This is a genomic window from Streptomyces sp. URMC 127, assembly GCF_051386535.1.
Classification (GTDB): domain Bacteria; phylum Actinomycetota; class Actinomycetes; order Streptomycetales; family Streptomycetaceae; genus Streptomyces.
Map to the genome: position 1 here is coordinate 37,405 of NZ_JBPQTW010000030.1, position 11,805 is coordinate 49,209.

The following is an 11,805-nucleotide window of genomic DNA, read 5'->3' on the forward strand; positions in this document are numbered from 1 at the left end:
CCGGCTTCTCCCCGGCGCGGGAGAGGGGGCCGTCCGGACTGCTGGCTTCCGCCTGTGCCGCGCACGGGTACGCTGCCCCCTGTTCCCCGGCTGAACAGGAGGCAGGAGCGACGTGCGTACCCGTAAGGCTGCTCTCGTGGGAGCGCTGTGCGTCGGCCTGTCCGTGGCGCTCACCGCGTGCGGCGGTGAGGCGGAGGACCCCGACCGCGGGACCAACGGCGTCGGCAAGCTCGAACCCGCGAAGATCCAGGACAAGGCGCGGGCGGCCGCGCACGACGCCTCGGCCGTCCACCTCTCCGGCAGCGTCGTCAGCCAGGGGCGCACGTACAAGCTCGACATGCGGCTGAAGCGGGACGGCGGCACCGGGCGGGTGGCGTCCGACGCCAGCACGTTCGAACTGCTGCGGATCGGTGACGAGCTCTTCCTGAAGGCGCCGGCGGCGTTCTGGTCGCGCGGCGACAAGGGGGACGGGGCCGCGGCCGCGGGCAAGCTGGAGAAGAAGTACGTCAAGGTGCCGTCCGGGGACCCAGCCTACGCCCAGTTCAAGGGCTTCACCGACAAGAACGTCCTGCTCGACGGCCTGCTCGGCCTGCACGGCAAGCTCGCCCGGGGCGACCACGGCGAGGTGGGCGGCGCCCGCACCATCCGGGTCGACGGCGCGGGGGGCTCGGGCGGCACGCTCGACGTCTCGCTGATGGGCGAGCCGTATCCGCTGCGCGTGCAGCGGGCGGGCGGCGCGGGGCAGCTGGAACTGTCCGACTGGGGCAAGGACTTCGCCCTGGCGGCCCCGCCGAAGCAGGACGTCGTCGACTACGGCAAGCGACTCCCGTCCACGGGCGAGGGAGCGTCGCTGCCGGCGCCGTCGAAGTAACGCCGCGAACGCTTTGCGCGCGCCGGGCCCGCCGGCCAGGCCGGTCCGGCTCCGCCGGGGAGGTGTGCTTCGGCTGGGCGCCGTTGCGGCGGGGTGAAGGGGTGTACGGCACCCTTTGTGTGCTGGGGGCGCCACTCCCTTCCGCCGCGGCGGCGAGCAAGCCCCGACGACGTGTGCGGCGGTGCCGGGCTGTGCGCAGGCTAGGCGCAAGGCCGGTCGGGCACCGCCGGGGAGGTGTGCTTCGGCTGGGCGCCGTTGCGGCGGAGTGGAGGGGGTGTACGGCACCCTTTGCGTGCTGGGCGCGCCACTCCCTTCCGCCGCGGCGGTGAGCATGCCCCGACGACGTGTCCGGCGGTGCCGGGCTGTGCGCAGGCTCGGTGCGAGGACGGTCCGGCACCGCCGGGGAGGTCCGCTTCGGCTGGGCGCCGTGGCGGCGGAGTGGAGGGGCGCGCGGCACCCATCGTGTGCCTGGTCGTGCGCAACCCGGCGCCGCTAGCGCCTGCCGCCGCGGCCCCTGCGCAGGAGTTTCGGGAGGGCCGCCGGCATGGGGCGGCGGGTCGTGGCCGGGGTCGGGAGGGGCGTCGCCGCCAGCGCGTCGTCCGGGAGCGGCGCCGTCGCCCCCGACGGCTCCAGGCGCAGGACGCGGCACTCCCGCGCCCACCGCTCGGCGATCCGCTCCGCGTCCGGCGCGTTCAGCCGCTTCGCCTTCAGCTCGCCGACCGCCGCCTCCCAGGCCTCGCCCTTCGCCGGCAGCTCCGCGACCCGCGCGGTCCAGGTCACCAGGCGGCCGCCCTTGTCCTTGCTGCGGACGGTCACCGCGGCCTCGCCGCCGTCGGCGAGCCCGAGCCCGTCCAGCGGCTGCTCGCCGGGCCCGCCCACGACATGGGCGGCACCCTCGTGCCACACGTGCCACAGCGCGCGCTGCGGCCCCTCGGGCCCCCGCACCCAGATGAGGCCGGACTTCTTCGTGGCCTCCTCGATGAGCGCCTGGTCGAGCAGCGCCTGCGTCTGTGTCATGCGGCCTACTTTATGCGCCGGCCCGTGCGACCAGGAGATCTACCCTGGACGCGTGACAAGTGCCCGTACGCGCAGTGAGGCCCTGCCCAAGGCGGGCGCCGAGACCCCTCCGTCCCTCCAGCCCCGCCCACGCGCGACCGTCCGTACGGACCTCCTCCTGCTCGCGATCGCCATCGCGGGCATCTCCCTCTCGGCCCCGCTGATCGCGGCGACCGCCGCCCCCGCCCTGGCCATCGCCTTCTGGCGCAACGCCATGGCCGTGGGCGCCCTCACGCCCTTCGCCCTCACCCGGCACCGCGCCGAGCTGTTCTCCCTCGGCCGCCGGAACCTGCTCCTGGCCGTGGCGGCAGGCGCCCTGCTGGCCGTGCACTTCGGCGTGTGGCTGCCGAGCCTCACGATGACGTCGGTCGCGTCCTCGACCGCCCTGGTCACCACGACCCCCATCTGGACGACGCTGCTGATGCGCCTGCGCGGCCACCGCCCGCCCGCGCTGGTGTGGGCGGGCACCGCCCTGGCGTTCCTGGGCGTGGTGATGCTGACCGGCGTCGACCTGTCCCTGTCGGCGCGGGCCCTCGCCGGGGACGCGCTCGCCCTCTCCGGCGGCATGGCGGCCGCGGGCTACGTGCTGCTGGGCGCGGAGGTGCGCCGCACGGTCAGCACGGTCACGTACAGCTATGTCTGCTACGGCACGACGACCGTCCTGCTGCTCGGCGCGTGCCTGGTCTCCGGCGCGTCCCTCGGCGGCTACAGCGGCGGCACCTGGCTGAAGCTGGCCGTGCTGACGGTCACCGCGCAGCTGCTCGGGCACTCGCTGATCAACCGCGTGGTCAAGGGCCTCGGCCCGTCCGTCACCTCGACGGCGATCCTCCTGGAGACGCCGGGCGCGGCCCTGATCGCGGCGCTGTGGCTGGGGCAGACGCCGCCGGTCGTCTCCTACCCGGCGCTGGCGGTGATCCTGGGCGGGCTGGGGCTGGTCATCATGGCCGGCCGCGCCGGGCAGGAAGGGCAGGGCCGTAAAGGCGGAGCCGTAAAGGCTAGAGCCAGCCGTTCCGCTTGAAGCCGCGGTGGATCGTCACACAGATCGCGACCGTGACCACCATGACCGCCGGATAGCCGTACTTCCAGTGCAGCTCCGGCATGTGGTCGAAGTTCATGCCGTAGATCCCGGCGATCATCGTCGGCACGGCGAAGATCGCCGCCCATGACGTGATCTTCCGCATGTCCTCGTTCTGCGCGACGGACGCCTGCGCGAGGTTGGCCTGGAGGATGGAGTTGAGCAGGTCGTCGAACGACAGGACCTGCTCGTGAACGCGGGCGAGGTGGTCGGCCACGTCCCGGAAGTACTTCTGGATGTCCGGGTCGACGAGCCGCATGGGCCGCTCGCTGAGCTGCTGCATCGGCCGCAGCAGCGGGGCGACGGCCCGCTTGAACTCCAGCACCTCGCGCTTGAGCTGGTAGATCCGGCCCGCGTCGCCGCCGCGCGAGGCGCCCTTGCCGGCGGGCGAGAAGACGTCGATCTCCACCTCGTCGATGTCGTCCTGCACGGCGTCGGCGACGGCGATGTAGCCGTCCACGACCTGGTCGGCGATGGCGTGCAGGACGGCGGAGGGACCCTTGGCCAGCAGCTCGGGGTCGTCCTGGAGGCGGTGGCGCAGCGCGCGCAGCGAGCCCTGGCCGCCGTGCCGGACGGTGATGATGAAGTCGGGCCCGGTGAAGCACATCACCTCGCCGGTCTCGACGACCTCGCTGGTGGCGGTGAGCTCGGTGTGCTCGACGTAGTGGATGGTCTTGAAGACGGTGAACAGGGTGTCGTCGTAACGTTCCAGCTTGGGCCGTTGGTGGGCGTGGACGGCGTCCTCGACGGCGAGCGGGTGCAGGCCGAACTCGGCGGCGATGCCGGAGAACTCACGCTCCGTCGGCTCGTGCAGCCCGATCCAGGCGAAGCCGCCGCCGGCCCGCACCCGGCGCATCGCCTCGGCGGGGCTGACGTGGTCGCTGAGCCGCTTGCCGTCGCGGTAGACGGCGCAGTCGACGACGGCGCTGCTGGCCGAGGGGTCGCGGGTGGTGTCGTACTCGTACGGCGCGGTGCTCCGGCGCAGGGCGGGGCGGACGGCGGCGCGCAGGTCGCGGATCATCGACATGGCAGGGCTCCTTCACGGGCCGGCCGCCAGCCCGGTGCGGAGTGCGCGCGCAACGCTGTCCGGAACGTGGACGTGCATCCAGGAGGGGGACACGTCCGCAAATCGGACGGCGCTTCGTGCAGTGCGCAGGCTGACGGCGGTTCGCGGAGAACTTCGCAGGGAAGCAGAGAACTTCGCGGAGAACACGGAACAAAGCGGGACGAAGGCGCTCTTCCGTCGGGCACTGCGGGCGCGAAAGAACTTCCGGGAAAGCGTCGGCGGCGCTGCCGGGGTCGGAAGATCTCAGATCACAGGGTGGTGTGCGTCCGGAGCGAAGGGACGGGAGAACTGCCGGTACTGCACGGTCGACTAGGATCCACCGCAGCCCCACCTCCTCCGGCCGGTCCCCGCTGAGGGACGAACGTAACTCCCTGACCAGAGGTCAAGGCTAGCAGCCACTTGACGCGTCAATACCCTCCTTTGCCCGTTCGATACGCGTTCTATGCTCACTGCATGTCAGACGTTCTCGCACTGGTCGAGGCCCGGCTCCGGACAGCCCTGGGCGAACCGGACGCGCGCGCAGCGGTGACCTTCCTCGGCACGGACCGGATCGAGGTCCTCCGATTCCATGACGGGGACGTCGTCCGCTACGCCACCCTGGGTATGTCCGCCCACCCCATGACCGATCCCACGGCCGTCATCGCCGACCCGCTGCGCGGCCCCCGCGCCGAGCTGATCCTCTCCGTGCGCGCCGGCCGCGCCGACACGGACAAGGTGCTGCGCCCGCTCGCCGTCCTCGCCGCCTCCCCCCAGGTCGAGGGCCTCGTCGTCGCGCCCGGCGCCTCGCTCGACACCGGGGAGCCGCTGTGGCCGGGAGCGCCCTTCACCTCCGTCCTCGTCGCCGAGTCCGGCGGCCTGGTCGAGGACCTGGAGCTCGACGCCCCCATGGACCCCGTCCGCTTCCTCCCCCTGCTCCCCATGACCCCCAACGAAGCGGCCTGGAAGCGGGTGCAGGGGGCGGAGGCGCTGCAGGAGCGATGGCTGAGGAACGGCACCGACCTGCGTGACCCGGCGCGCTCCGGGGTACCCCTGGGGTGACCCTCCGGGCCCGCGCCGTCCGGACGGGTGATCGTCCTTGACGCGGCGGCGGCCTGGGAGGACCGTTGGAGGCTATGAGGGGCGAACCCAGTTGCCCGAAGTGCGGTGGCCGGGTGCGAGCGCCCGGTCTCTTCGCCGACTCCTGGCAGTGCGACGTCCACGGCACGGTGCACCCTCTGCAGCCCGTCGTCCCGCCGAGCGTGGACGCCCTCGCCGTCGTCGTGAACCGCGCCCACGTGCCGGTCTGGATGCCCTGGCCGCTGCCCGTCGGCTGGCTCTTCACCGGCGTGGTCTGCGCCGGGGACGACCGCAGCGGCGGCCGGGCCACCGCCGTCGCCTGCTCGGGCCCGAGCCCCCTCGGCGGCCCCGGCGAGCTGCTCCTCGTGGCCGAGGAGCTCGGCGTCGGCCTCGGCGCGCGCTACGCCGGCGTCGACGGGCCCGACCCCGGCCCCTACCTCCGCGTCGACCGCTCCCCGCACGCCAAGGTGCACGCCGCCGGCCGCCCCACGCCCCTCTGGCACGTCGAGGGCGCCCCCGAGGACCGGGCGGTCTTCGCGGGCGAGGCGCGCGGGCTGTGGCTGTGGGCCGTGGTCTGGCCGGAGCAGTCGGGGCTGCTGATGTACGACGAGCTCGTCCTCACGGACCTGCGGGACGCGGGCGCGGAGGTCGACCTCCTCCCGTGCGGGGCGCTGTCGCCTCGCCTATTGCCGCCGGCTGGGCGCTAGGCCCTCTCGGGCGGGGTCCGGCACCGCCGGGATGCGGCGTTGTGGTTGCGCGCCGTTGCGGCGGATGGGGACGGGGCGCCCGGCACGTTCTTCCGCCGCGGCGGTGGTGCCCGGCCGTGCCGTACGGGTTCGGGTCCGGTTCGGCACCGCCGTTGTCCGCCGTGGTGGTTGCGCGCCGTTGCGGCGGATCAAGAGCGTGCCCGGGCCTGGGGGCCCGGGCGGTTATCCTGAGGCGGTCCTATTCCGTCCGTCGCCGTGAGGAGCCGAGTCGTGCGCATCGACCTGCACACCCACTCCACGGCCTCCGACGGTACGGACACCCCCGCCGAGCTGGTCCGTAACGCGGCCGCGGCCGGGCTGGACGTCGTGGCGCTCACCGACCACGACGGCGTCGGCGGCCACGCCGAGGCCATCGCGGCCCTGCCCGCCGGGCTGACCCTGGTCACCGGCGCGGAGCTGTCCTGCCGGCTGCCCGGCCCGGACGGCTTCAGCGTCCACATGCTGGCCTACCTCTTCGACCCGCTGGAGCCCGAGCTGGCCCGCGAGCGGGACCTCGTCCGCGACGACCGCGTGCCCCGCGCCCGCGCCATGGTCGCCAAGCTCAACGAGCTCGGCGTCCCCGTCACGTGGGAGCGCGTCGCGCAGATCGCCGGTGACGGCGCCGTCGGGCGGCCGCACGTGGCCACCGCCATGGTCGAGCTCGGCGTGGTGCGCAGCGTCTCCGACGCCTTCACCTCCGAGTGGCTCGCCGGCGACGGCCGCGCCTACGTCGAGAAGCACGAGCTCAACCCGTTCGACGCGATCCGCCTGGTCAAGGCGGCCGGCGGCGTCACCGTCCTCGCGCACCCGTTCGCGCTCAAGCGCGGCCACTGCATCCCGGAGAGCGCGATAGCCGAGCTGGCCTCGGCCGGGCTCGACGGCATCGAGGTCGACCACATGGACCACGACGCCCCCACCCGCGCCCGGCTGCGCGGCCTCGCCGCCGACCTCTCCCTGCTGCCGACCGGCTCCAGCGACTACCACGGCAGCCGCAAGACCTGTTCGCTCGGCGAGTTCACGACCGATCCGGAAATCTACGGCGAGATCACGCGCCGGGCCACGGGCGCGTTCCCCGTCCCCGGCGCCGGCGGCTGACCGCACCCCTTCCGTCCCTCTTCCGGGTCCGGTCGCGTCCGCACATCACGTCACGTACGTCACGCCCTTTCCCGCGTGACGCCGCGTGACGCCGCGCGCGGCTGACCGCGCCCGCACGCGCCGGCGGGCGCACCGCACCTCCGCACCACCTGCTCGCACCACCACTCCTGCAAGGCTCACCTGTGTTCGACTTCGCCGTCTTCGGATCCCTCTTCCTCACCCTGTTCGTGATCATGGACCCGCCCGGGATCACGCCGATCTTCCTCGCCCTCACCGCGGGCCGCCCGGCCAAGGTGCAGCGCCGCATGGCCTGGCAGGCGGCCGCGGTCGCCTTCGGCGTGATCACCGTCTTCGGCCTCTGCGGCCAGCAGATCCTGGACTACCTGCACATCACCACACCCGCGCTGATGATCGCGGGCGGGCTGCTCCTGCTGCTGATCGCGCTGGACCTGCTCACGGGCAAGTCGGAGGAACCGACGCAGACCAAGGACGTCAACGTCGCCCTCGTGCCGCTCGGCATGCCGCTGCTCGCGGGTCCGGGAGCGATCGTCTCGGTGATCCTCGCCGTGCAGCACGCGGACTCCGCCGGCGCACAGGTCTCGGTGTGGGCGGCGATCGCCGCGATGCACGTCGTGCTGTGGCTCGTGATGCGCTACTCGCTGCTGATCATCAAGGTGATCAAGGACGGCGGCGTCGTGCTGGTGACGCGCCTCGCGGGCATGATGCTGTCCGCCCTGGCCGTCCAGCAGATCATCAACGGCGTCACGCAGGTGATCCAGGCCAAGTGACACACGACGACACCCCCGTACGGACCGTCCGTACGGGGGTGTCGCTGTTCGCGAAGGAGCGTCGGCGCTACTGTGCCGCGGAGGCGGCCGGGCGGATGTAAATGCGCTGACCCGTCGAAGCGGCCTGCTGCACGATCCGGTTGACGGAGGCGGCGTCCACGACGGTGCTGTCCACGGCGGTGCCGTTGACGTCGTCCAAGCGCATGATTTCGAAGCGCACGGCTTCTCCCTTCGTCTGATCCTCCTGAGGAGAACTGCATGGCTGACGGAGCACGCCGCGTCTGCGGGGCGCGTTCCGTGGGGTACAACGAGGTTACCCCTGAAAACATTCCCTACGCTAAGGAAATTTTTAACATGACTAAGAAGTGTTAAATCCCTGTAACGGAACGCGTTGCTGATGTAACCACCTGTGCGCAACTGAACGAGACGACACCATGACGGATCCCTCCGAGCAGTCCCCCGAGCACCTGCACGCGATCGCCGCCGCCATCGAGCGCACCAACGACCTCCTCACGCGCGTGCTGGCCGAGGTCGCGACGACCCCCTCCACCCACGCGATCTTCGTCGACGCCGGCTACGTGTACGCGGCCGCCGGCCGCCTCGTCGCCGGTACGGAGGACCGGCGCGCCTTCGACCTTGACGCCGAGGGCCTCATCGAGGCGTTCATCGACAAGGCGCGCACGATCTTCCCCGACAGCCGGCTGCTGCGCGTCTACTGGTACGACGGCGCCCGCCGCCGCATCCACACCACCGAGCAGCAGCGCATCGCCGAGCTCCCCGACGTCAAGGTCCGCCTCGGCAACCTCAACGCCAACAACCAGCAGAAGGGCGTCGACTCCCTCATCCGCACCGACCTGGAGTCGCTCGCCCGCCACCGGGCCATCAGCGACGCGGCGCTCATCGGCGGCGACGAGGACCTCGTCTCGGCCGTCGAGGCCGCCCAGGGCTACGGCGCCCGCGTCCACCTGTGGGGCATCGAGGCCGCCGGCGGCCGCAACCAGGCCGAGCCGCTGCTGTGGGAGGTCGACAGCCAGCGCACCTTCGACCTCGACTTCTGCAAGCCGTACGTCACCCGGCGCACCATGCAGGAGGCCTACGCCGAGGGCGCCCTCGCCGGCCGGCCCGCGCCGGGCCGCGACGACGTGCGGTTCGTCGGCGCCCAGGTCGCGGCCCAGTGGCTGGCCTCGCGCGGCCGCGACACCGTCGCCGAGCTGCTGCCCGGCCACCCCATCCTGCCCGGCGCCGTCGACCAAGAGCTCCTCGTCGAGGCCGAGGGGCTGCTCGGACTCTCCCTGCGCGGCCACGCCGACCTGCGCCGGGCCCTGCGGGACGGCTTCTGGGACCACTTGCACACCCAGTTCTGATCCGCACCCGTTCCGGGCCGGCTTCCCTCGGTGGGATCAACTGCGGGGGGAACGCGCGTGCCGGAATGCGCACGGGGAAGCCGAGTGGAAACCTGGCAGGGGGCCGGGGCCCACCGGCCCGGCGCCCCCCGACGGGGAATCCGCAACTCGCAACCCGGAACAGAAACGAGGCGATCGGCCATGTCGGTCACTGACCGTGCCGTGCCCGGGGCGCCGTGCTGGGTGAGCCTGCTGACCGGCGACCTCGCCGGGGCACAGGCCTTCTACGGCGCCGTCATGGGCTGGACCTTCCGCCGCGGCAGCCTCGGCGAGGACTTCTCCGTCGCCCTCGCCGACGGCAGACCCGTGGCCGGCATCGGCAACATCGCCCGCCGCATGGGCGTGCCCGTCTCGTGGACCTCCTACTTCGCCGTCGAGGACGCCGACGTGACCGCCGCCCGCATCCGCGAGCGCAGCGCCACCGTCGCCGTCGGCCCCCTCTCCGTCGGGCCCGGCCGCGCCGCGCTCGCCGCCGACCCCGCCGGGGCCGTCTTCGGCTTCTGGGAGGGCCGGATCCTGCGCGAGTGGCAGATCGGCCAGCAGGGCGCCCCCGCCTGGCTGGAGCTGCGCACCCGCGACGCGTTCGCGTCCGCCATCTTCTACGGCGAGGTCTTCGAATGGGCCACGGGGCGGCCCGACCGCTGCGAGGTCCGCTACGAGGACGAGGCCGTCATGGTGCGCTCCGGCGGCCACACCGTGGCCTGCCTGCGCGGCGGCGCCATCGAGGCCGCCCCCGACCCGCAGATCCGGCCGCGCTGGCACGTCTACTTCTGCGTCGAGGACGTGGAGAAGGCCGTCGAGTCCGCGCTCGCGGCCGGGGGCACGGTGGTCGTGGAACCGGGGGAGTCGGAAATCGGGCGCGAGGCGACGCTGTGCGACCCGGGCGGCGGGCTCTTCACGGTGACGACGGCCTAGCGCGGCCGGCGGCCGGGGCCGGACAGCTTCCCTCAGCTCTGGCCGGACAGGTCCCAGAAGCGGATCAGTGCCTCGGCCGTCGGCCCTGGACGCTCCGCGTTGGGCGAGTGCTCGGCGCCGTCGACGACCGTGCGGACCGCGGACAGCTCCTTCGCCATCGCGTCCATGGACGGCACCGGCCACGCGTAGTCCGCCGCCCCGGAGAGCACGTGCTTGGGCAGCGCCACCGCCGCCAGCTCCGCCGTACGGTCCGGCTCGGACGTCAACTGCCTGCCCGTCGCCATCAGCTGCTCGGGCACCGTGCCCATCCAGCGCGCACGGAGGAACGCGTCCAGCTCCGGCCGCACGGGCGCGGCCGGCGCGGTCTCCGCGTCCGCCCGGCGCATCTCCAGCCACACCGCGTTCATGTCGTACGCGCCGAGCGCCGCGATCAGGCGCCGCGTGCGCTCCTGCTGGGGTGCGGAGATCGCGGCCGGGCCGCAGCTCATGAGGGTCAGCGACCGGAACGGCGACGCGTCGGCCAGCACCGCGGCCCGGGCGATCAGCCCGCCCAGCGAATGCCCCAGCAGATGCACGCCGCCGCCGAGGGCCGCCGCCTGGGCGAGCACGTCCGCGGCCAACTCCGCCTGCGCGTACGCCGCCTCGTCGCGCGGGCCTTCCGTCTCGTGCTGCCCGCGCCCGTCCACGGCCACGGCCCGGTACCCGGCCGCCGCGACCGGCTCCAGCAGCGCGATGAAGTCCTCCTTGCTGCCGGTGAACCCCGGCACGAGCAGAACGGTGCCGCGCGCGGGCGCGGCGGGGCGGGCGTCGTGCACCGCGAACTCGCCGCGGGCGGTGGACAACCGGTGGGCGCGTGCGCACGGGGGCAAGGTGAAGAAGGGGGGCCGGCTCATGCCACGAGGCTAACGCGGGAGCGTCGCGGGGCGCGGCGCGGCCGCGTCCGGCCGGTTCGGCCGGTTCGGCCGGTTCGGCCGGTTCGGCCGGTTCGGCCGGTTCGGCCGGTTCGGCCGGTCCGGCACTGCCGGGCACGCGAGACGGCGAAGGCCGGTCACCCCGTGCTGTCGGGTGACCGGCCTTCATCGTTCAGCGGACCGGCCGTCAGGCCTCCGTTGCGACCTTCGCCTTGGGAGCGGCGGCCTTACGGGTGCGCTTCGGCTTGACCTCGGCCTCGGCCTCGGCGGCCTCCGCCTTGGGGGCGGCGGCCTTGCGCGTGCGCTTCGGCTTCGCCTCCGCACCCTCGGCGGCGTCGACCGCCTCAGCGGCCTTCTTCGCCGCGGTCTTGCGGGTCCGCTTCGGCTTTTCGGCGGCCTCGGCGGTGCCGTCCGCTTCCACGGCCTTCTTGGCGGCCGTCTTGCGCGTGCGCTTGGGCTTCTCGGCGACCTCGGTCTCGGCCGTCTCGGCCACGGCTTCCGCCTTGGGGGCGGCGGCCTTGCGGGTGCGCTTCGGCTTGGTCTCCGCGGCCTCGGCCGTGTCGACCGCTTCCACGGCCTTCTTGGCGGCGGTCTTGCGGGTCCGCTTGGGCTTCTCCGCGGCCTCGGCCTCAACCTCGGCGGCGGTCTCCACCGCAGTCTCGGCCTTCTTGGCGGCCGTCTTGCGCGTGCGCTTGGGCTTCTCCGCGACCTCGGCCTCGGCGGTCTCGGCCACGGCCTCCGCCTTGGGGGCGGCGGCCTTGCGGGTGCGCTTCGGCTTGGTCTCCGCGGCCTCGGCCGTGTCGACCGCTTCCACGGCCTTCTT

12 protein-coding genes and 1 pseudogene are annotated in these 11,805 nt (G+C 73.3%); 8 read left to right on the forward strand and 5 right to left on the reverse strand.

Annotation, left to right across the window (positions count from 1 at the left end; genetic code table 11):
* Positions 1 to 112 precede the first annotated feature (112 nt).
* Positions 113 to 871: a hypothetical protein gene (locus tag ACSNOH_RS10225; protein ID WP_436720930.1), complete on the forward strand. Its 759-nt coding sequence runs from the start codon at positions 113 to 115 to the stop codon at positions 869 to 871.
* A gap of 492 nt (positions 872 to 1,363) precedes the next feature.
* Here the strand turns inward: ACSNOH_RS10225 and ACSNOH_RS10230 are convergent, their stop codons facing one another.
* Positions 1,364 to 1,888, reverse strand: a complete 525-nt coding sequence (locus ACSNOH_RS10230; protein ID WP_436720931.1) for a hypothetical protein — start codon at positions 1,886 to 1,888, stop codon at positions 1,364 to 1,366.
* A gap of 52 nt (positions 1,889 to 1,940) precedes the next feature.
* Here ACSNOH_RS10230 and ACSNOH_RS10235 point away from each other — a divergent pair, with 52 nt between their 5' ends.
* The gene (locus tag ACSNOH_RS10235; RefSeq protein ID WP_436720932.1) at positions 1,941 to 2,945 is read left to right on the forward strand and encodes a DMT family transporter; all 1,005 of its coding nucleotides are present in this window, start codon (positions 1,941 to 1,943) and stop codon (positions 2,943 to 2,945) included.
* On the opposite strand, the gene ACSNOH_RS10240 is transcribed toward ACSNOH_RS10235, so the two are convergent.
* Positions 2,923 to 4,029, reverse strand: coding sequence for a magnesium and cobalt transport protein CorA (locus ACSNOH_RS10240; protein ID WP_436720933.1), 1,107 nt, complete (start codon positions 4,027 to 4,029; stop codon positions 2,923 to 2,925). The two genes, ACSNOH_RS10235 and ACSNOH_RS10240, sit on opposite strands and share 23 nt — an antisense overlap.
* Positions 4,030 to 4,521: 492 nt before the next feature.
* Here ACSNOH_RS10240 and ACSNOH_RS10245 point away from each other — a divergent pair, with 492 nt between their 5' ends.
* From ACSNOH_RS10245 to ACSNOH_RS10260, 4 genes are all read left to right on the forward strand, one after another.
* Positions 4,522 to 5,106, forward strand: coding sequence for a suppressor of fused domain protein (locus tag ACSNOH_RS10245; protein ID WP_436720934.1), 585 nt, complete (start codon positions 4,522 to 4,524; stop codon positions 5,104 to 5,106).
* A 74-nt stretch (positions 5,107 to 5,180) separates the two neighbouring features.
* Positions 5,181 to 5,831, forward strand: a complete 651-nt coding sequence (locus tag ACSNOH_RS10250) for a DUF6758 family protein (RefSeq protein WP_436720935.1) — start codon at positions 5,181 to 5,183, stop codon at positions 5,829 to 5,831.
* A 270-nt stretch (positions 5,832 to 6,101) separates the two neighbouring features.
* A complete protein-coding gene (locus ACSNOH_RS10255; RefSeq protein ID WP_436720936.1) occupies positions 6,102 to 6,965 on the forward strand; it encodes a PHP domain-containing protein in 864 nt (287 codons plus the stop codon).
* A 182-nt stretch (positions 6,966 to 7,147) separates the two neighbouring features.
* The gene (locus ACSNOH_RS10260) at positions 7,148 to 7,753 is read left to right on the forward strand and encodes a MarC family protein (RefSeq protein ID WP_436720937.1); all 606 of its coding nucleotides are present in this window, start codon (positions 7,148 to 7,150) and stop codon (positions 7,751 to 7,753) included.
* Positions 7,754 to 7,820: 67 nt separating this feature from the next.
* On the opposite strand, the gene ACSNOH_RS10265 is transcribed toward ACSNOH_RS10260, so the two are convergent.
* Positions 7,821 to 7,973: a hypothetical protein gene (locus ACSNOH_RS10265; RefSeq protein ID WP_169748814.1), complete on the reverse strand. Its 153-nt coding sequence runs from the start codon at positions 7,971 to 7,973 to the stop codon at positions 7,821 to 7,823.
* Between the two features lie 214 nt (positions 7,974 to 8,187).
* Between ACSNOH_RS10265 and ACSNOH_RS10270 the strand changes: the two genes are divergently transcribed.
* Together ACSNOH_RS10270 and ACSNOH_RS10275 are read left to right on the forward strand one after the other, a co-directional pair.
* Entirely contained in the window at positions 8,188 to 9,117 is a 930-nt protein-coding gene (locus tag ACSNOH_RS10270) for an NYN domain-containing protein (protein ID WP_436720938.1), read from the forward strand.
* Positions 9,118 to 9,297: 180 nt separating this feature from the next.
* Complete coding sequence (locus tag ACSNOH_RS10275) at positions 9,298 to 10,071, forward strand: VOC family protein (protein WP_436720939.1); 774 nt, start codon at positions 9,298 to 9,300, stop codon at positions 10,069 to 10,071.
* Between the two features lie 32 nt (positions 10,072 to 10,103).
* On the opposite strand, the gene ACSNOH_RS10280 is transcribed toward ACSNOH_RS10275, so the two are convergent.
* Complete coding sequence (locus ACSNOH_RS10280; RefSeq protein ID WP_436720940.1) at positions 10,104 to 10,964, reverse strand: alpha/beta fold hydrolase; 861 nt, start codon at positions 10,962 to 10,964, stop codon at positions 10,104 to 10,106.
* Positions 10,965 to 11,169: 205 nt separating this feature from the next.
* Positions 11,170 to 11,805: pseudogene (locus ACSNOH_RS10285) on the reverse strand (DEAD/DEAH box helicase); the annotation flags it as partial.